General features: G+C 74.0%; 15 protein-coding genes. 8 read left to right on the top strand and 7 right to left on the bottom strand.

Annotated features, from left to right (window positions below):
* Positions 1 to 189 precede the first annotated feature (189 nt).
* Positions 190 to 1188, top strand: coding sequence for a DUF3152 domain-containing protein (locus tag V9U70_RS06975; protein ID WP_336673591.1), 999 nt, complete (start codon positions 190 to 192; stop codon positions 1186 to 1188).
* Between the two features lie 45 nt (positions 1189 to 1233).
* Here V9U70_RS06975 and V9U70_RS06970 read toward each other — a convergent pair whose 3' ends face one another.
* The 4 genes from V9U70_RS06970 to V9U70_RS06955 all read right to left on the bottom strand — a co-directional run bounded on the left by V9U70_RS06970 (position 1234) and on the right by V9U70_RS06955 (position 6289).
* A complete protein-coding gene (locus tag V9U70_RS06970) occupies positions 1234 to 1884 on the bottom strand; it encodes an imidazolonepropionase-like domain-containing protein (RefSeq protein WP_336673590.1) in 651 nt (216 codons plus the stop codon).
* 7 nt (positions 1885 to 1891) lie between these two features.
* Positions 1892 to 3091, bottom strand: coding sequence for a cyclic dehypoxanthinyl futalosine synthase (gene mqnC / locus V9U70_RS06965; protein WP_336673589.1), 1200 nt, complete (start codon positions 3089 to 3091; stop codon positions 1892 to 1894).
* 72 nt (positions 3092 to 3163) lie between these two features.
* Positions 3164 to 5065 (bottom strand): serine/threonine-protein kinase, encoded by a 1902-nt coding sequence (locus tag V9U70_RS06960; protein ID WP_336673588.1) that lies wholly within the window; start codon positions 5063 to 5065, stop codon positions 3164 to 3166.
* Between the two features lie 342 nt (positions 5066 to 5407).
* Entirely contained in the window at positions 5408 to 6289 is an 882-nt protein-coding gene (locus V9U70_RS06955) for a menaquinone biosynthetic enzyme MqnA/MqnD family protein (RefSeq protein ID WP_336673587.1), read from the bottom strand.
* A 284-nt stretch (positions 6290 to 6573) separates the two neighbouring features.
* Between V9U70_RS06955 and V9U70_RS06950 the strand changes: the two genes are divergently transcribed.
* The 3 genes from V9U70_RS06950 to V9U70_RS06940 all read left to right on the top strand — a co-directional run bounded on the left by V9U70_RS06950 (position 6574) and on the right by V9U70_RS06940 (position 10550).
* Positions 6574 to 6777 carry a cold-shock protein gene (locus tag V9U70_RS06950; RefSeq protein ID WP_003967102.1) on the top strand — a complete coding sequence of 68 codons (204 nt, stop codon included), beginning with the start codon at positions 6574 to 6576 and terminating at the stop codon, positions 6775 to 6777.
* A gap of 453 nt (positions 6778 to 7230) precedes the next feature.
* Entirely contained in the window at positions 7231 to 10185 is a 2955-nt protein-coding gene (afsR, locus tag V9U70_RS06945; protein ID WP_336673586.1) for an SARP-family global regulator AfsR, read from the top strand.
* Positions 10186 to 10394: 209 nt separating this feature from the next.
* Complete coding sequence (locus V9U70_RS06940; protein ID WP_336673585.1) at positions 10395 to 10550, top strand: hypothetical protein; 156 nt, start codon at positions 10395 to 10397, stop codon at positions 10548 to 10550.
* A 259-nt stretch (positions 10551 to 10809) separates the two neighbouring features.
* On the opposite strand, the gene V9U70_RS06935 is transcribed toward V9U70_RS06940, so the two are convergent.
* A complete protein-coding gene (locus V9U70_RS06935; protein WP_336673584.1) occupies positions 10810 to 11337 on the bottom strand; it encodes a hypothetical protein in 528 nt (175 codons plus the stop codon).
* Positions 11338 to 11576: 239 nt separating this feature from the next.
* On the opposite strand from V9U70_RS06935, the gene V9U70_RS06930 reads away from it, so the two are divergent.
* Positions 11577 to 12272, top strand: a complete 696-nt coding sequence (locus V9U70_RS06930) for a hypothetical protein (RefSeq protein WP_336673583.1) — start codon at positions 11577 to 11579, stop codon at positions 12270 to 12272.
* Between the two features lie 27 nt (positions 12273 to 12299).
* On the opposite strand, the gene afsK is transcribed toward V9U70_RS06930, so the two are convergent.
* Both afsK and V9U70_RS06920 read right to left on the bottom strand, forming a co-directional pair.
* On the bottom strand, positions 12300 to 14711 hold the full coding sequence (afsK, locus tag V9U70_RS06925) for a protein serine/threonine kinase AfsK (protein WP_336673582.1): 2412 nt from the start codon (positions 14709 to 14711) through the stop codon (positions 12300 to 12302).
* Positions 14712 to 14914: 203 nt separating this feature from the next.
* Positions 14915 to 15724: a VOC family protein gene (locus V9U70_RS06920; RefSeq protein WP_336673581.1), complete on the bottom strand. Its 810-nt coding sequence runs from the start codon at positions 15722 to 15724 to the stop codon at positions 14915 to 14917.
* 353 nt (positions 15725 to 16077) lie between these two features.
* Here V9U70_RS06920 and V9U70_RS06915 point away from each other — a divergent pair, with 353 nt between their 5' ends.
* The 3 genes from V9U70_RS06915 (at position 16078) to htpX (ending at position 18767) form a co-directional block, all read left to right on the top strand.
* Positions 16078 to 16725 carry a TetR family transcriptional regulator gene (locus V9U70_RS06915; protein WP_336673580.1) on the top strand — a complete coding sequence of 216 codons (648 nt, stop codon included), beginning with the start codon at positions 16078 to 16080 and terminating at the stop codon, positions 16723 to 16725.
* 367 nt (positions 16726 to 17092) lie between these two features.
* Positions 17093 to 17767, top strand: coding sequence for a pyridoxine/pyridoxamine 5'-phosphate oxidase (locus V9U70_RS06910; protein WP_336673579.1), 675 nt, complete (start codon positions 17093 to 17095; stop codon positions 17765 to 17767).
* A gap of 91 nt (positions 17768 to 17858) precedes the next feature.
* A complete protein-coding gene (gene htpX, locus V9U70_RS06905) occupies positions 17859 to 18767 on the top strand; it encodes a zinc metalloprotease HtpX (RefSeq protein ID WP_336673578.1) in 909 nt (302 codons plus the stop codon).
* Positions 18768 to 18769 lie beyond the last annotated feature (2 nt).

Below are 18769 nucleotides of genomic sequence, written 5' to 3'. Positions count from 1 at the left end.
CGAACCGCCCGGTGGTGCGGCGCCCCTCCCCCGGCCGCCGCACCACGGCCCCGGGGAGGCCCGGCGCCCGCCGTCCCGCCGGCAGACCGTCGGCGGGAGGCCGGGCCCGCCGGCCGCCCGGGGTCCGCGGCGCGGGGAGCCGCCCGCTCGCACCGGAGCCCGCCCTGAGCCGCGGAGCGGGGCCGCCTCATGACGCGCCGCCGCCCCACGGGCACCCTGCCGCCGGGGCACGGAGAGCCGGAGCGGGACGAGGAGACCTTCCGGCTGCGCGTGCTGTCCAGGACCGCGGGCCCCTCCCACGACGGCTCTCCCGACGGCCGGACGCGAAACCGGTCCCGCTCGCGGTCCCGAATACGGCGCAGACGGCGACAGCGCCGCCGCACGGCCGGTCTCGCCGTCCTGGCGATGACGCTCGTGGCGGGCGCGGCCCTGCTGGTCGCACGCCCCTGGCAGGAGGCGGGCGGCCCGGCGGCCGCCACGCCCGCAGAGGCCCGTACGGCGCCGGAGGAGAAGCCGGCACAGCCTTCGAAGCCCCCGGTCTCCCCGTCCCCGTCGGCGTCCCCCTCCGCGTCCCCGACCCCCTCCCCCTCCGCCTCTGCGGAGACGGGCCCACCGCGGCCCGAGGACGTGCCCGCCTACGGGCCCGGCACGTTCACCGTCGCCCGGGAGGGGGCCACCGGCTCCGGCAGGGGCAGCGCCTACCGGGTCGAGGTGGAGGACGGCACCGGCGTCGACCCCGACCGGGCCGCCGAGGTCATCGCCGCCATCCTGGCCGACCCGCGCGGCTGGAGCCATGACGGCGCACACGCGTTCCGCCAGGTCTCCGACAGTTCGGCGGGGATGGTGATCCGGATCGCGACTCCGGCGACCACGGACCGGATCTGCGGCCAGTACGGCCTGAACACCGGGGGCGAGGTCAACTGCCGGGGCGGCGAGAAGGTCATGGTCAACCTGCGGCGCTGGCTGCTCGGCTCCCCGCAGTTCGACGGTCCCGTCGCCGAGTACCAGGCCCTGATCATCAACCACGAGGTGGGCCACTGGCTCGGCCGCGGCCATGAGACCTGCCCCGGTCCGGGCCGCCCCGCACCCGCGATGATGCAGCAGATCAAGGGGCTGAAGGGGTGCGTCGCCAACGCCTGGCCGTACGACCGCCGGGGACGCTACCTGGGCGGCCCCTCGGTCCCCTGACGCCCCCCGGCGCCGGCCGGAGGAGCCCGGCGCGAGCGGAGGAGCTCAGCGGGAGCGGTGCACGAGCCGCCCCGCGAGCACCGTCGCCACACACGTCCGCGCCCCGGCCCTGCACAGCGCCGCCTCGTCGGGCACGTCGAAGACCGCGAAGTCCGCGCGGCCCCCGACCGACAGCGGGCCGTGCGCCGTACGGGCCAGGCCTCCGCCCGACGCGAAGGGGTCCAGGTCCGGCGGGGCCAAGGGGCCGGGCGGGGGCGGGAGCTGGATCAGTCCGGACCGGGCGACGGCCGCGGCGAGCGCGGGGTCGTGCGCGTCGAGGGGGCCCGCCAGGTGCGTGGTGCCGTGGCGCAGCATCCGCTGGAGCCCCCGCCGTATGCTGCCGGCCCGCCGGGCCGCGTCCATGGAGGCGGCGAGTCGCTCGAAGGCCTCGCCGGAGAGCGGGAGTTCGCCCAGCTCGTCGGCTTCTCGGGGGTCGGGGTGGTAGCAGCGGGTGAGCAGCGCGCCGGCCCGGTCCTGCCGCAGCGAGGGCGTGAGGAGGCCCGGCCAGCGGCGGACCCGGGCGGCCGGGTGGGCGGCGGCGACCTCCTCGTACGGGCCGAGGGCGGCGACGCGGTCGCCGTCCACGGCCACCGCGCCGTCCGCCACGGCCGCCGCGCCGAGGGGAAGGACCAGCGGCGCGGCGTGGATCGTCAGCACGGGGACGCTAGTTGGCGCCCAGGAGCTTCAGCTCCGGGTGCGCGGTGCCGCCCTTGATCGCGGTGGAGGAGATGTGCGAGACGACCCGCTCGTCCACCGGGTCCAGCGCCGGGTCCTCGTGCACGACGAGGTGCTCGTAGGTGGTGGCGCGCTGGGCGGGGACCCGGTCCGCCTTGCGGATCAGGTCGATGATCTCCAGCCGGTTGGAGCGGTGCTTGGCGCCGGCGGAGGAGACGACGTTCTCCTCCAGCATGATCGAGCCGAGGTCGTCCGCGCCGTAGTGCAGGGAGAGCTGGCCGACCTCCTTGCCGGTGGTGAGCCAGGAGCCCTGGATATGGGCGACGTTGTCGAGGAACAGCCGGGCGATGGAGATCATCCGCAGGTACTCGAAGAGCGTGGCCTGCGTCTGCCCCTTCAGCTTGTTGTTCTCCGGCTGGTAGGTGTACGGGATGAAGGCGCGGAAGCCGCCCGAGCGGTCCTGGACGTCACGGATCATGCTCAGGTGCTCGATGCGCTCGGCGTTGGTCTCGCCGGTGCCCATCAGCATGGTGGAGGTGGACTCGACGCCGAGGCGGTGCGCGATCTCCATGATCTCCAGCCAGCGCTCGCCGGACTCCTTGAGCGGGGCGATGGCGGTGCGCGGGCGGGCCGGCAGCAGCTCGGCGCCCGCACCGGCGAAGGAGTCGAGGCCGGCGGCGTGGATACGGCTGATCGCCTCCTCCGCGGACACCTGGGAGATCCGGGCCATGTGCTCGATCTCGGACGCGCCCAGCGAGTGGATGACCAGCTGCGGGAACGCCTTCTTGATCGCGGAGAAGTGCTCCTCGTAGTACTCGACGCCGTAGTCCGGGTGGTGGCCGCCCTGGAACATGATCTGGGTGCCGCCCAGCTCCACGGTCTCCGCGCACCTGCGCAGGATGTCGTCGAGGTCGCGGGACCAGCCCTTGGCGGTGTCCTTGGGCGGCGCGTAGAAGGCGCAGAACTTGCAGGCCGTCACACACACGTTGGTGTAGTTGATGTTGCGCTCGATGATGTACGTCGCGATGTGCTCCGTGCCGGCGTACCGGCGGCGGCGTACGGCGTCGGCGGCGGCGCCCAGGGCGTGCAGCGGCGCGGACCGGTAGAGGTCGAGCGCCTCCTTCGGGGTGATCCGACCGCCCTCGGCGGCTCGGTCGAGGACGGGCTGAAGGTCGGCCTTCTCGGTCACCGGGCTGTCACCTTTCGGCGGTTTTGCTGACGTTCCTCGGACCGATCCAGCCTACGCCAGCCCCTCGCCCGGTCAGCCGCCGGACCGGGCGAGGTTCCCGTAGGGCAGACCGGCGGCGCGCTCCTTGGAGCGGTAGTCGAGCGTGCCGTCGTCGGCGAGGCGGAAGACCAGGTCCGCCTCCGCGCTGGTGCACAGGCCCGGTGTGCTGGGGCGGTCCGGGTCGGTGCGCTCGCGGATGTTCAGCTCCTTCGCGGTGCCGGAGGCGAGGGCGCCGACGCTGTTGCAGGTGACGGTGAGGCCGAGCCGGGAGATGGTCGTGCTCATCCGGACGACTTGGGTCCCCTTCTTCCCCCCGGTGAAGACGGCGGTGAGGGTGCCGTGCGGCTGGCCGGTCGTCTTCTCCGTCACCGGGCCCTTCCAGGTGCCGAGGTACGCCTTCGGCACCTCGTCCACCGGGGCCCCGGTGGCGTCGGCGGGGCCGTCGGAGGCGGCGGGCGCCGGTCCGCCCGGGACGGACGCGGAAGCCGACGGCCCGGGGGCCGCGCTGCCGTTCCCCTCGCGCCCGTCGGCGCCGCCGCCCGGCAGGAGGCCGTCGAGCAGCCCCGTGCCGAGGGTGACGGCCGCCAGTGCGCCCGCGACGGCCAGGGCGACCGTGCAGCTCACCCGGCGGCTCCGGCGCGCCCGGCCTTCTTCCGCGCCGACGGTCATGGCGAACCGGGGGCCGCCGTTCCCCAGCTGCCCCGGGAGCCCGCCCGCGCCGGGGCCGGGGGCGGGAGCGCCGGGGCCGGGGGCGTCGGGGCCGGGGGCGTCGACGCCTCCCGCGCTCCCCGTGCCGCCCCCGCCGGCCGGAGCGCCGAAGGGCGGGTGGCGCGGGGGCGCCACCCAGGGCCCGAAGGCCCCGGGTGCCCCGGCCCCGCCCCCAAGGCCGCGCTGGCCGCCTGCCGGAGGGCGTCCGTCCCCGGTCGCGGGTCCGCTGACGGCGCCCGGTTCCGTCGCGGGCCCGCACTCCGCGTCAGAGACGGCCGCACCCAGCGACGCGCTGCTGAAGGGCACCGGCCCGGACAGCACCGGCGCGTCCTGCGGCTCCATGTCCAGCAGCGCCACCGCGGACCGGCTCACCTCGCGCACCAGCCCGCCGGGCAGCCAGCCGCCCGCCACCAGCGCGGCCGCGCCGCCGGGAGCGAGCGTGCGGGCGAGGTCGGCCGGGGCGGGGCGGGAGTCCGGGTCCTTGGCGAGGCAGCTCGCGACCACCTCGCGCAGCTCGCCCTCCAGGTCGCCCAGTTCCGGTTCCTCGTGGACGACCTTGTAGAGGAGCACGGCGGAGGAGTCGCCGGAGAAGGGGGCCGCGCCCGTCGCCGCGTACGCGAGGACGGCGCCCAGCGAGAAGACGTCCGCGGCGCCCGAGACGTCCTGGCCCCTGATCTGTTCGGGCGCCATGTAGCCGGGTGAGCCGACGGAGACCCCGGTGGAGGTGAGCGAGACGGTCGCGCCGAGCGCGCGGGCGATGCCGAAGTCGATCAGCCGAGGGCCGTCGAGGGCGAGCAGCACGTTGGACGGTTTCACGTCGCGGTGGACGATGTCCTGGCCGTGGACGGCCGCGAGGGCCTCGGCCAGCCCCGCGCCCAGGGCGCGTACGGCGTGCTCGGGCAGCGGCCCGTGCTCGGTGACCGCTTGGGAGAGGGGCGGCCCGGCCACGTAACCGGTCGCCACCCACGGCACCGGGGCGTCCGGGTCCGCGTCCAGGACGGGGGCCGTCCACTGCGCGCCGATCCGGCGGGCGGACTCGACCTCGCGCCGGAATCTGGCGCGGAACTGCTCGTCGAGGGCGAAATGGGGGTGGACGACCTTGACCGCGACCGTCCGGCCTCCGGCGCTGCGGCCGAGGTAGACCCGGCCCATGCCGCCCGCGCCGAGCCTTCCCAGCAGCCGGTAGGAACCGACGGTGTGCGGTTCGCCCGCTTCCAACGGCTGCATATGGCTCCCCCTGTGAACCCCGTGGACGGCCCGGACCCGGACCGAAGCCTAAGGGCTGTCCCGGGCGCCATCGGTGCGGACATCGGGAAACGACCGGACCATTCCCCTTCTCCCGCCGTCACGGGATGCCTCACCGCGGAAAAGAGCGTGAACGGGGCGTTCGGCGGAGTTCGTCGGAGGCTCACGGCGTTCAACGGTTCGCCGCCCACACGCCCTCTGCTATTCCGCTCACGGCCCCGGCAAAGGGGAGCGGGGAACGGGGCGGTGGGCGCGGGAAGGCACAGGCCCATTCGCTCTCGGCATTTCCCGTGGATTCGCCCCATTCCGCGCGGGGCCGCCGGATCAGCCGCCGAGCAGCTCCACGTGGACGTCCTGCGGATAGCCGGTGTCCCGGCCGGTCCGGCGGGCGAACTCGCGGACCCCGGCCAGCTGGTCGGGGCCGAACCGGAAGTCCAGCGTCGTGAAGTACCGTTCCAGCACCTTCGCGTCGAAGGACTCCCAGCGGGCCGCCTGCTCCGCGACCTTGGCGACCTCTTCGAGGGAGAGGTCGCGGGAGGCGAGGAACGCCTCGTGGACCTGGGCCGTCTGCTCGGGCCGGTCGGCCAGGAAGTCCTTGCGGGCCGCCCAGACGGCGAAGACGAACGGCAGCCCCGTCCACTCCTTCCACATCCGGCCCAGGTCGTGGACCTGGAGCCCGAGCCGGGGGGCGTCGTGCAGGTTGGCGCGCAGGGCGGCGTCGCCGATGAGCACGGCGGCGTCGGCCTCCTGCATCATCAGCCCCAGGTCGGGCGGGCAGGTGTAGTAGTCCGGCCGGACCCGGTAGCGCTCGGCGAGCAGCAGCTGGGCCAGGCGGACGGAGGTGCGGGAGGTCGAGCCGAGCGCCACCCTCGCCCGGTCGAGCTGTTCCAGCGGAAGCTGCGAGACGATCACGCAGGACATGACAGGGCCGTCGCAGCCGACCGCGATGTCGGGGAAGGCCACCAGGTCGTCGGCGTTGCGCAGGTACTCCACGAGGGTGACCGGACCGATGTCCAGGTCGCCCCTGACCAGCTGCTCGCTGAGCCGCTCCGGGGTGTCCTTGGAGAGCTCCAGGTCCAGCAGGGTCCCCGTCCGCGCCAGGCCCCAGTACAGCGGGAGGCAGTTCAGGAACTGGATGTGGCCGACGCGGGGCCGGCGGCGACGGTCGTCGTCGCCTTCACGGGGGGAGACGGTTGAATTGTCCACATCGTGAGGCTAGACCCGGCCCCGTGGGCCGGCACCACCGGGGCGTCGCGGGGGTTTGCGGGGCCCTCCCCGCGGACCGCTCGGCAGGGGAATCAAACCTTCGGGTGAAGTGATCTTTCCCTCTACCGCTCTCCAGAGACTGCGTGCTAGGCTCGTTCGCAAGTTGCAGTTTGGTTTCCCTTGCAGTACAAAGCCTGCGGAGCATGTAACCCGCAGGCTTTTGTAGTTTTCAGACTTGTTTGCAGGTTCTGGAGCAGGGCAACCCTTTGGCCCAAGGAGGGCTTATGGCTACCGGAACCGTCAAGTGGTTCAACGCTGAAAAGGGCTTCGGCTTCATCGCCCAGGACGGCGGCGGCCCGGATGTCTTCGTTCACTACTCCGCGATCAACGCGTCCGGGTTCCGCTCCCTCGAGGAGAACCAGGTCGTGAACTTCGACGTCACTCAGGGGCCCAAGGGTCCGCAGGCTGAGAACGTCACCCCGGCCTAGTTGCCCGGGTCGGCCGATCGCGGCCGCACATAGCAGTACCCAAGGAGCCCCGCTCCCCCGCCACGGCGGAGGAACGGGGCTCCTGCCTGTGCCCGCCCGCGCCCCCCGGGGCCGGCCCCGGGGCGCCCCTTGGGGGGGCGGCCGCGCCCCAAGGGCCGGGCGGGGACCGGCCCCACCGCCCCGACGCCCACCGCCGAACTGACGCGCCGTCGACCCCTCGGCGCCCGAACGTGTGGTGCGGTTCCCGCATCGTTGTCGAGGGCTTGTGCAGAGCGTCACCCACTGCTGACGAGTCCGCCCGCGACAAGGCAGACTGTTGAGCGTGATACCAGCGGTACCGAGCAGTCCGGACGCATCCCGCCCTCGCCGCGCGGGCGGCCGTCCGGACGTCGGCAGCACCGGCAGGACCCGCAGACGAGCGGGGCCGGCAGGCGAGCAGGACAGGGGGCATCAATGGACCGTGACAGCGGGCCACGCGTGCGCGTACCGGAGCAGCGTGCTCCAGAGAAACCGGGTACGGCCGACGCCCTGAGATTCACCGTGCTGGGCCCCGTACGGGCCTGGCGCGGCGCGGAGTTGCTCTCGTCCGGCTCGCCTCAGCAGCGCGCCCTGCTGACCGCGCTGCTGCTGCGCGAGGGCCGGACGGCCACCGCGGGCGAGCTGATCGACGCGTTCTGGGGCGCGGACCCGCCCTCGCAGGCGCTGGCCACGATCCGGACGTACGCCTCCCGGCTGCGCAAGATCCTGGGGCAGGACACCCTGGTCAGCGAGTCGGGCGGCTACGCGATCCGGATCGGCCGCGGCGCGCTCGACCTCACGCTGGCCCAGGACCTGGCCGCGGAGGCGGAGAAGGCCCGCGCCAGCGGCGACCGCTGCCAGGCGCGCACCCTGGTCAACAAGGTGCTGGAGCTGTGGGACGGCGAGGCGCTGGCCTCTGTGCCGGGTCCGTACGCGGAGAACCAGCGCGCCCGGCTGGAGGAGTGGCGGCTCACCCTCACCGAGACCCGGCTCGATCTGGACCTGGAGGTCGGCAGCCACGCGGAGGCGGTCTCCGAGCTCACCGCGCTCACCGCCGCGCACCCGCTGCGCGAACGGCTGCGCGAGCTGCTGATGGTGGCCCTGTACCGCAGTGGCCGGCAGGCAGAGGCGCTGGCCGTGTACGCCGACACCCGCCGGCTCCTCGCGGAGGAGCTGGGCGTCGACCCCCGCCCCGAGCTGGCCCGGCTCCAGCAGCGCATCCTGCGGGCCGACGACGAGCTGGCGCGCCCCGACGGCGCGCCGGCCCCCGCGGCCGCCCCGCTGCGCCCCGCCCAGCTCCCGGCCACGGTGCCCGACTTCACGGGCCGGTCCGCCTTCGTGGCCGAGCTGGGCAACCGGCTCTCCACAGCCGGGAGTTCGGTGATGGCCGTCTCCGCGGTGGCCGGCATCGGCGGCGTCGGCAAGACGACGCTCGCCGTGCACGTCGCCCACCAGGCCCGCCCGCACTTCCCCGACGGCCAGCTCTACGTCGACCTCCAGGGCGCGGGCTCCCGCGCCGCCGAGCCGGAGACGGTGCTCGGCTCGTTCCTGCGCGCGCTCGGGACGACGGACTCGGCGATCCCGGACACCCTCGACGAGCGGGCCGCCCTGTACCGCTCGACGCTGGACGGCCGCCGCGTCCTGGTCCTCCTCGACAACGCCCACGACGCCGCCCAGATCCGCCCGCTGCTGCCCGGTACACCGGGGTGCGCGGCGCTCGTCACGAGCCGGGTGCGGATGGTCGATCTGGCCGGGGCGCACCTGGTGGACCTGGACGTGATGTCACCGGAGGAGGCGCTTCAGCTCTTCACCCGCATCGTCGGCCAGGAGCGCGTCAGCTCCGAGCGAGAGGCGGCGCTCGACGTGGTGGCCGCGTGCGGCTTCCTCCCCCTCGCCATCCGCATCGCCGCCTCCCGGCTGGCGGCCCGCCGCACCTGGACGGTCTCCGTCCTCGCCGCCAAGCTCGCGGACGAACGCCGCCGGCTGGACGAGCTCCAGGCGGGGGACCTCGCGGTCAAGGCCACCTTCGAACTGGGCTACGGCCAGCTGGAGCCGGCCCAGGCCCGCGCCTTCCGCCTGCTGGGCCTCGCCGACGGCCCCGACATCTCCCTCGCCGCGGCGGCGGCCCTCCTGGACCGGGAGCCCCACGCCACGGAGGACCTGCTGGAGGCGCTGGTCGACACGAGCCTGGTGGAATCCGCCGCTCCGGGCCGCTACCGCTACCACGACCTCGTACGGCTCTACGCGCGTGCGTGCGCGGAACGGGACGAGCAGCGGCAGGAGCGGGAGCTGGCGCTGTCGCGGCTGCTGGACTTCTACCTGGCGACGGCAGCGGGGGTGTACGCGCTGGAGCGGCCGGGGGACCGGCTGGTGGACCACCTGGAGCCCACGGAGCACGCGGGGCTCGCGTTCGGCGACCGGCACACGGCCCTGGACTGGCTGTACACCGAGGCGACCAACCTCCTGGCCTGCGTACGCCAGGTGGCGCGGCCCGCCACCCTGCGCCGCGCGGTGGACCTGCTGTACGCCGCCCTGGACCTGGGCGAGTCGGGCGCGAACGCCAAGCAGTACGAGGCGGCGGCCGTGACGGTGCGCGAGGCCGCCCGGGAGTGCGACGACCCGCGGGCGGAGAGCCGCGCCGTCATGTCCCTCGCCAACGCGCACCAGCTGGCGGGCCGGTTCGACCACGCGGACCGGGAGGCCGACGAGGCGATGCGGTTGGCCGAGGCCGCCGGGGACCTGCTGGCGGGCAGCTGGGCGGCCAACGCCCGCGGCATCATCGCGCTGTACCACAATCGCCATCAGGACGGGGAGGCCTTCCTGAGCCAGGCGATCGAGGCGTTCCGCAGCGACGGGAACCGTCCGGGCGAGGCGAGCGCGCTGTGCAACCTCTCCCGCATCCACCTCGCCACGGGCCGCACCGGCAGCGCGATCACCCTGGCCCGTTCCGGCATCGAGATCTATGACGTCCTCGGCCACGCCCTGCGCGGCGCGAACGGCCGCTACGCCCTGGGGATGGCTCTGACCCAGAGCGGGGAGTTCTCGGCCGCCACCGCGAAGCTGACCGAGGCGCTGGAGATATTCCGGGACAGCCGCCAGCGGCTGTGGGAGGGCATGAGCCTGTTCCGGCTGGCCGAGGTGGAGATCGCGTCGGGCCGTCCCGCGCAGGCCGCCCAGTACGCGGAGTCGGCGCTGAGCGTCCTGCGGGGCATCGGCGGCGAGTGGCGGCGCGGCAACGTGCTGACCGTGCTGGGGCGGGCGCTTTCCGGGATCGGCCAGACCGGGCGTGCCCAGGTCTGCTGGCACGAGGCGCTGGCCATCTACGACGAGCTCGGCTCTCCGGAGGCGGCCGACGTCCGGTCGCTGCTGAGGACGGCCACCAGGTCCTGAGGACGGCCGCGTTCATCGTTCGTTTATCGCCGCCCGGCATGCTCGGCTCTGTCGATCCGTCGCGTCGGGGGGCAGACGGGGGCGACATCGGCCGCGCTACTAAGGTGAGCGGCCCCACGAGGCCCGTCCGGCCGTCCACGGGGGAACAGCCGGACGGGCCTCGCCAGCCGACTGCGTACGTATCGCACGAAGAGAAGGAGTTGACCGCCATGGCCGACGCCACGAAGAAGGACCCGGTCTTCAAGCCCGCTGACCAGCACGCCACCGGCGAGCCGACGACGCTGGACCAGCACGCGACCGGCGAACCGGCGATCACGACGCAGGACCAGCACGCCACGTCCGAGCCGTTCAAGCCGGCCCAGTAGACCTTCCCGACGGGGGAAGCGGGGGGAGCGGGCACGACGACGCCGAGGGGGAGTCGTCGCGCCCGTCGTACGGGGGGATGTGTGAGGGGCCCGAGCCGGGGGACATGCTCGGGCCCCTCCCGCGTGTCCGGGGGCGTTCGCGGGCCACGCGCCGCGCGCCGCGGCGCGCACGACGGGCGCGGGCCGTCCGCGCGGGGCGAATGCGGGCCGTCCGCGCGGGGCGGGAAGCGGGCCGCCGGGGACCGCCCGGCGGCCGGGCTCAGAGCGCCCGGGCGGTCACTTCGCAGCGCTTGACCCGGGCCACCTTGCCGGGGCTCTCCATCCGCAGCGTCAGCGTGCTGGCCTCGCCGCCGTCGAGCTCCGTGGTCGTCTCCGCGGTGTCCACGGTCTTGCCGAGGGCGTCGAGGAACCGCACGTCGATCTCGTACGCCTGCGAGCCCGGCTCGTTCGCCCGCAGCTCGACCACGGACGAGGTGACGGCCCTGCGCTTGCCCTTGCGCGGCTGGGCGCAGCGCAGGACGCGGACGACGGGCGCGTCGGAGGCGGTGGGCGCGGGCGAGCCGTAGGAGGAGCCGGTGGAACCCGAAGAGGCGTCGTCAGAACCGTAGGCGTCGTGATCGGTGTCGCGGTAGCCGTTGTTGCTCTTCTTCGAACTGGAGCAGCCGCCGCCCGAGCTGCTGCTCTTGCCGTTGCGGCTCTTGCCGCCGCTGGTGGAGGTCGAGAATCCGGTGAGCGCGAGCACCACCACGACCAGGACCGCCGCGAACCTCGTCTGTCGCCGCATCATCGACGCAGCCCCCCTTGTTCGTCTCTGTTCGTCGTCTCTGCCACGCGCCGCCTGCCGACGCCGTCGACAGGTGCTCCGTCGCACCGGCGGCGGGCGGCCGCCCCCAGCATGCCGGGCGCGGCCCCTTTGCCGGGTCATGACCCTGTCACGATCCGGTCATGATCTGCGTGGCGGGGGTGAGCGTGCGGGCGTAGCGTCACAAGCAGGGGGATGTCCGCGCAGGCCCTTGGAGGCTGACGATGATCCGCAACGTCCTCGGAGCCCTCGTCGCCCTCGCCGGTGCGGCGGCGGCCGTGCTGAGTCCGTTCCGCGACTGGTACGCCGGGCGGCAGGGGAGCGACTACCGGGTGCGGGACCTCTTCACGGGGATCACCGGTACGGAGTCGGACGTGCTGGTCTCGATCCTGCTGCCGTTCCTGGTCGCCGCGCTGCTGGTGATCGCCGGGGTGGTGCTGCGTTCGCGGGCGGCAGTCGCGCTGGCGGGGCTGCTGACGCTGGGCTTCACGATCCTGTGGATGGTCCGCCAGGGGCAGGCGGCGGGCTCCCTCGTGGTGGACGGCAGCGGGTCCGGGCTCCAGACGGGCGTGGCGGCCGCCCTGGCCGGCGGGGTGCTGATGCTGATCGGCGCGCTGCTGATGAGCGGGCGCGACCGCGGGCGGCGGCGAGCCCTGCGGGGCCGGAGGCGGAGGCGGGGCGGGCGAGCCGGACACGAGTCGGCCGAGCCGTACGCGGCGCCCGGAGCGGGCCGCGCGGACACCTGGCCGCCCACGCAGGAGCCGGGGATGTCGGCGCACACGTCGCCGGGTCCGGAGCCGGAACCCGACCCGTACACGGGACCCGGCCCCCGCGACCCCGGCGCGCGGCCCTCTCCGCCGGCCTCCGCGGCGGAGGCCGACCCCCGGGACCCCGTGCACCCGCCGCCCCGGCAGGAGTGACGCGGGGGCCGGGCGGCCGGGGGCGGCTCAGGTCCGGGCCCGGTTCCCCGTGCCCGTGCCCTTCAGCGCGTCCAGGGCGTAGACGCAGCGGTCCTTGCTGCACGCGTAGACGACGCCCGCCTGGGCGACCGGGGAGCCCGTGATCTCGCCGCCCGTGGCGAGCTTCCACCGCAGCTGGCCGCCCGCCGCGTCCAGGGTGTACAGGACGTGGTCCGCGGAGCCGAAGTGCACCCGGCCGTCTGCCACGACCGGAGAGCCGACCACGTCGCCGCCCGCCGCGAAACGCCACTTCGGGGTGCCGGTGACCGCGTCCAGGGTGTAGAGCGCGCTGCCACTGCCGACGTGCACGTTGCCCACCGCGACCAGCACCGGCTCGATGGAGGACCGGGCCTCCGTGGCGATCCGCCAGCGGTCCTTGCCGGTCGTCGCGTCCAGCGCGTACACCGTGCCGAGGTAGTCCGCGAGATACACCCCGCCGCCGGTCACCGCGGGACCGGGCGCGAAGGCGGGCGGCGACAGGAAGACCGCCGGGGACTCGAAGTGCCAGCGCACCAGGCCCGACCCGGCCTCCACCGCCAGCACCCGGGTGCCCGCCGCGATGTAGACGTAGCCGTCGGGGGCCGGGGTGACCCGGACGGGGACGCCGCCGCAGGAGGCCGCGTCACCGATGGGGTACGACCAGCGCTCCCTGCCCGTCCGGGCGTCCAGCGCGCGGAGCCGGGCGTCCTGCCAGACGTACACCGCGCCGTCGTGGAGGACCGGACCGGCCTCCGGGGTCTCGAAGTCGCTCTGCACACCGGTGACTTCCCACAGCATGTCACCGTTGGACGCCTCCCGCCCCTGGACGCCGCCGCCCCGCGTCGCGGTCACGACCGTGCCCCGGTCGGCCTTGAGCGCGTACACCCAGGCGTCGGTCCGCAGCCGCCACTGGTCGGCGCCGGAAGCGGCGTCCAGGGCGTAGAGCGAGGGGCCGTCCGACGCGTGAATCCGGCCGCCGTCGACGGCCATCGACCAGGCCACGTCGCGGGTCTTGAACTGACGCCGTCCGTTGCCCACGTCCAGCGCGTGGACCTCGAAGGACGTCACGTACAGCAGATCGCCGGAGACGACGGGCGTCCCCCACACGTCGTTGGACATGCGGAAGCGCCAGGGCCGCCAGCGGTCGGGGGCGGCGGGTGCGGCGTCGGGGGCGGGCCCCGGGGCCGGGACGGGTACGGCGGGGGCCGGCGCGGCCGGGCCGTGCGGGCCGCCGGGCGGCCGGACCCAGCCGGTGGCGGCGGCGGGGTGGGCGGCGGCGGCCCCGCGCCCCTCCCCCGCACGGGGGCCGGGCCCGATCGGCGCCTTGGCCCCGGGCAGATGCACGGGCCCGCCGTCGGGCGCCCCGGCGGACGGCGGGGCGGACGGGCCGGACAGCGGTGAGGGCGAGGCGAGCGGCGAGGGCGAACGCAGATCGGCCCCGCTGCGCCAGGCGGTGTCCCGGTCCGGGGCCCTGGGCGGCTGCGGCGGGGGCGGAGGCGCGTGTGGGACGGGCGGGGCGGTACGGCCGCCGCCCCTGCGCCGCTCGATCATCGCGGTCGCGGAGAGCGGCAGCCAGGCGGAGGCCGTCCCGCTGTCGTCGCCGCCGGAGGCGAAGAGGTGCGGGGAGAGCTGGGCCTGGAGGTCGGCGGGGGTGGGGCGGTGGGCGGCGTCCATCTGCATGCAGGACTCGATCAGCGGCCGCAGGTCGTCGGGCAGCCCCTCGGTGTCGGGGCCCTCGCGCAGCAGCATGAACACCGTCTCGACCGGGTTGGCCCCGTGGAAGGGGGCGTGCCCGGTCGCGGCGAAGACCAGCGTGGAGCCCAGCGAGAAGATGTCGCTGGCCCCGGTGACACTGCGGGAGTCCCGGGCCTGCTCGGGCGACATGTAGGCGGGCGTGCCGACGGCGACGTTCGTCATCGTCAGACGGGTGTTGGAGACCCCGGACGCGATGCCGAAGTCGATCACCCGCGGGCCGTCCTCGACGACGAGGACGTTGGACGGCTTCAGGTCGCGGTGGACGAGGCCGGCGCCGTGGATGGACTGGAGGGCCTCGGCGATGCCGGCGGCGAGCCAGCGCACGGCCTGGGTCGGCATCGGCCCGCACTCGTTCACTATCTCTTCGAGCGAGGGCGCGGGCACATAGGCGGTGGCGAGCCACGGCACGGCGGCACGCGGGTCGGCGTCGACCACGGCGGCGGTGTAGAAACCGCTGACCGCGCGGGCGGCCTCGACCTCGCGGGTGAAACGGACCCGGAACAGCTGGTCCTCCGCCAGTTCGGTCCGCACCGTCTTGATCGCCACCCGTCGGCCGGACGCCGAACGGGCGAGATAGACCAGCCCCATGCCGCCGGCCCCGAGCCGCCCCAACACCTCGAACGGGCCGATTCGTCTCGGGTCGTGCTGCGTCAGCTGCTCCACCACTTGCCTGCCACCTCCCCCTACGGACCTCGGCGACGAGGTCCGCGCATTACCGCCCGGTCGATTCCCGCCCTGCTCAGCGTCTCACCACCGGGCATCACCTGGCGGCGCGCACCCTGATTCTTCCTGGCGCGGGCGTCGGTGGCTAACCGGGGGGCGGACGTGGGTGTCTCGTCACACGTCGGCCGGAATCCGCCCACAACGGTTCACGGAAGCAGTTCGGCGGGTTGCAGTACGGCGAAGGCGGCCCCTTGGTCGTCGTGCAGGAGCGCCATCCGGCCGTAGGGGATGTCGAAGGGCGGCTGGGTGATCCGCCCGCCGAGCCGCACGGCGAGTTCGGCGGCCGCGTCGCAGTCGGCGACGGCGAAGTACACGAGGAAGTGGCTCGGCATCTCGGCCGGGAACGCGTCTGTGATGACGCTGCGGCCGCCCACCGCCGTGTCCGGGCCCGGCTCGGTCCCTTCGGGGGACCACATCCGGAAGTCGACGAACGCCTCCGCGTCGCCGGAGACGTCGTGGCCGGCCTCGTCCAGGTCGGTGCCGCGGAAGCCGAAGACGCTCTCGTAGAAGGGGTCCACCCGTTCCGGTCGGCGGGTGTAGACCTCGGCCCAGCAGAAGGAGCCCGGTTGGTTCTGCTTCTCGAAGCCCTCGCGTTCCTCCGCCTGCCAGAGGCCGAAGACCGCGCCTGCGGGGTCGGCCGCCTGGGCCAGGACGCCGGCCCGCCCTGCCCGTACCGGATCGGTGATGACCTGCCCTCCGTGCTCGCGGATGGCGGTGACGGTGGCCCGGATGTCGTCGGTGGAGAAGTAGACGCCCCAGGCCGTGGGCATCCGGCCGTCCTTCTTGGCGGCGAGCGCGGCGACCGCCCGGCCGTCGCTGAACGCGTCCGCGAAGGGCATGCCGTCGCCGGCCCGGAACGTCCAGCCGAAGAGCCCGCCGTAGAAGCGCTTGCCCGCTTCGAGGTCGGAGAGCTGCACGTCCGCCCAGCACGGCGCGGAATGCGCGAATGCGGCCATGGACCCGATCCTTCCGTCGCGGTGATGCCCGTACTGGTCAACGTAACGTCGTGCCCCGCCCCGCGCGCTCCGGCGCACACCGGACGCACGCCGGACGCACGGGAAGGGGACACCCGGGGAACGTGTGTCCGAACAGTGAAGGATGAATCACCATGTGGACGAAAGTTGTCCACCGACGTTGTCCACAGGCTGTTGATAACACTTACGGGGCGCCGCGCTCCCGGCTCCCTCGGCCGCGCAGGCCTTGGCCGAAAAGCATCGCCCTCACCTGCGCGCACCCCGCCAATCCTAGGGCGATCCCCATTTGCAGTCGGCCGAATCGCGCTCCCACCCCCCGTCGGTAAGCTGACGGCATGACAGGACAAGTACGCACTGTCGACGGCCGCGTGGCCGGTCGACGCGGTCAGGCGACGCGGCAGAAACTGCTCGACTGCCTCAGCGAGATGCTCAGCTCCTCGCCGTACCGGGACGTCAAAGTCATCGACGTCGCCCGGAAGGCCGGGACTTCACCCGCGACTTTCTACCAGTACTTCCCCGATGTGGAGGGCGCCGTCCTCGAAATCGCCGAGGAGGTCGCCAAGGAGGGGGCCGGCCTGACGGAGCTGGTCGCCGGCCGCTCCTGGATCGGCAAAGCCGGCCGGCAGACGTCCGAGCAACTGGTCGATGGATTCCTCGACTTCTGGCGGCACAACGACGCGATCCTCCGCGTGATCGACCTCGGCGCGGCCGAGGGGGACAAACGGTTCTACAAGATCCGCATGAGGATTCTGAACTCGGTGACCGCCTCCCTCACGGACGCGGTCAAGGAGCTCCAGAGCAAGGGCAAGGTCGACGCGGACGTCAGCCCGGCGGCGATGGCGGGCTCCCTGGTCGTGATGCTGGCCGCAGCCGCCTCGCACCAGAAGGGCTTCACCGCCTGGGGCGTGAAGCAGGCCGAGCTGAAGCCCAACCTGGCCCTGCTGGTCCACCTCGGCATCACCGGCAAGAAGCCGCCGAAGTAGTCCGTCGGCATCCGACACCGCTCATCGCCGGGCGGGCACACCCCCACCCGGACACCCCTCGTCCTGTCTCACCGACGGCGGGCCACCGCGCACGCGCCGCCGGTGGCCCGCCGTCGGTGTTCCCGGACGCCGGGCGCCAGGACGCCCCCGGCCACCGCTGAGGGGCCGCGCACCGCCTCCGCACCACCCGGGACGCCCGCACCACCCGCGAGGCCCGGAGCGCCCGGACCGCTTCCCGGACCGGCCGGAGAGACCCCGGACCGCCCGGAGCTGCCGGAGCTGCCAGAGCTGCCGGAGCTGCCAGAGCTGCCAGCGAGACCGGACCGGCCAAAGCCGCCGCCCCACGCGCTCCTGATACCAAGGGGCCATGAGCGATACCCCCGGCCACCACGCCTTCCTCTCCCTCCTGCACGCCCAGCGCGTCTGGGACACCGATCTCCCCGGCTTCGACCCGGCCGCCGCACCGCCGCGGCCCCTCCCCCTGTTCCACGCCTGGTTCGCCGACGCGGTCGCCGCCGGGCAGAGCGAGCCGCACACCATGTCCCTCGCCACCGTCGACACCGCGAACCGCCCCGACGTACGGACGCTGATGCTGCACGACGCGGACGAGCGGGGCTGGCACTTCGCCACCCACGCCACCAGCGCCAAGGGCCGCCAGCTCGCAGCCGGCCCGTACGCCGCGCTCGGCTTCTACTGGGCGGCGCGGGGCAGGCAGGTGAGAGTGCGGGGCCCGGTCACCCGCTGCACCCCCGCCGAGAGCAGCGCCGATCTGCACGCCCGCTCCACCGGGGCCCTGGCCGCCGCCCTGACCGGGTCGCAGAGCGAGACCGTCGGCTCGGTGGCCGAGCTGCACCGGGCGGCGGACGCCGCCCTGGAGCGGGCGCGGGAGCAACCGGACGCCGAGGCTCCGACGTGGACGCGGTATGTGGTCGAGCCGGCGGAGGTGGAGTTCTTCCAGGGCGACGCCCGGCGTCGGCACATCCGGCTCCGCTACCGCCGCACGGAAGCGGGCGACTGGGCGCGCGACCTGCTCTGGCCCTGAGCACGGACAGCAGTTTCCGCCGGTTTCACCGAGAAAGGGGCACTATGGGAGACAGGTGACGAGTGACAGGTGAGCTGTTGGGAGGAGCCCCATGCCACGAGCCCGTTCCCGTTACGCCCCCGACCGGGGCCTCACCGGCCGCATGGTCACCACCATGTTCCTGATCGGTCTGCTGTACGTCGTCTTCGTGGGCGTTCTCCTGGCCGCCCTGCAAGGCTCCTGGCCGATCATCCTCGTCATCGCGGGCGGGCTGTTCATCGCCCAGTTCTGGTTCAGCGACCGCATCGCCGCCTACGGCATGGGGGCCCGCGAGGTCACGCCGGAGGAGGCCCCCGAGCTGCACGGGGCCATCGACCGGATCTGCGCGCTGGCGGACATGCCGAAACCCAGGGTGGCCATCTCCCGCAGTGACGTGCCGAACGCGTTCGCCACCGGGCGCAGCGAGAAGACCGCCCTGGTCTGCGCGACGACGGGCCTGCTGCGCAGACTGGAGCCCGCGGAGCTGGAGGGGGTCCTCGCCCACGAGATGTCGCACGTCGCGCACCGGGACGTCGCCGTCATGACGATCGCCTCGTTCCTCGGCGTGCTGGCGGGGATCATCACCCGGGTGGCCCTGTGGGGCGGCTTCGCCCGCACCCGGCCCGGCAACGACCCGGCGGGCATCCTCCTGCTGCTGATCCCGCTGATCAGCGCCGTCGTGTACGCGATCAGCTTCCTGCTCACCCGGCTGCTCTCCCGCTATCGCGAACTGTCCGCCGACCGCGCCGCCGCCCTGCTCACCGGCCGGCCCTCCGCGCTTTCCTCCGCCCTGACGAAGGTCAGCGGGCAGATGGCCCGCATCCCGACCGAGGACCTGCGGAAGGCGGAGCCGTACAACGCCTTCTACTTCGTTCCCGCGTTCTCCTCCAAGGAGAGCCTGGGCCGGCTGTTCTCCTCGCACCCGACGCTGGAACGGCGCCTGGACCAGCTGGCCCGCATCTCCGCCGACCTGTCACGCTAAGG

The sequence above is a fragment of the Streptomyces pratensis genome, assembly GCF_037137275.1.
Taxonomy (GTDB): Bacteria; Actinomycetota; Actinomycetes; order Streptomycetales; family Streptomycetaceae; genus Streptomyces; species Streptomyces pratensis_B.
This window is presented reverse-complemented; position numbering and strand designations above follow the sequence as displayed.

What these genes read in the sequence shown, in the direction of transcription:
- V9U70_RS06920 (WP_336673581.1), bottom strand. Translation starts at nt 15,724, where the DNA reads ATGGCCGCATTCGCGCATTCCGCGCCGTGCTGGGCGGACGTGCAGCTC.
- V9U70_RS06930 (WP_336673583.1), top strand. Translation starts at nt 11,577, where the DNA reads ATGATCCGCAACGTCCTCGGAGCCCTCGTCGCCCTCGCCGGTGCGGCG.
- V9U70_RS06915 (WP_336673580.1), top strand. Translation starts at nt 16,078, where the DNA reads ATGACAGGACAAGTACGCACTGTCGACGGCCGCGTGGCCGGTCGACGC.
- V9U70_RS06940 (WP_336673585.1), top strand. Translation starts at nt 10,395, where the DNA reads ATGGCCGACGCCACGAAGAAGGACCCGGTCTTCAAGCCCGCTGACCAG.
- htpX (WP_336673578.1), top strand. Translation starts at nt 17,859, where the DNA reads ATGCCACGAGCCCGTTCCCGTTACGCCCCCGACCGGGGCCTCACCGGC.
- afsR (WP_336673586.1), top strand. Translation starts at nt 7,231, where the DNA reads ATGGACCGTGACAGCGGGCCACGCGTGCGCGTACCGGAGCAGCGTGCT.
- V9U70_RS06975 (WP_336673591.1), top strand. Translation starts at nt 190, where the DNA reads ATGACGCGCCGCCGCCCCACGGGCACCCTGCCGCCGGGGCACGGAGAG.
- V9U70_RS06935 (WP_336673584.1), bottom strand. Translation starts at nt 11,337, where the DNA reads ATGATGCGGCGACAGACGAGGTTCGCGGCGGTCCTGGTCGTGGTGGTG.
- V9U70_RS06960 (WP_336673588.1), bottom strand. Translation starts at nt 5,065, where the DNA reads ATGCAGCCGTTGGAAGCGGGCGAACCGCACACCGTCGGTTCCTACCGG.
- V9U70_RS06910 (WP_336673579.1), top strand. Translation starts at nt 17,093, where the DNA reads ATGAGCGATACCCCCGGCCACCACGCCTTCCTCTCCCTCCTGCACGCC.
- V9U70_RS06950 (WP_003967102.1), top strand. Translation starts at nt 6,574, where the DNA reads ATGGCTACCGGAACCGTCAAGTGGTTCAACGCTGAAAAGGGCTTCGGC.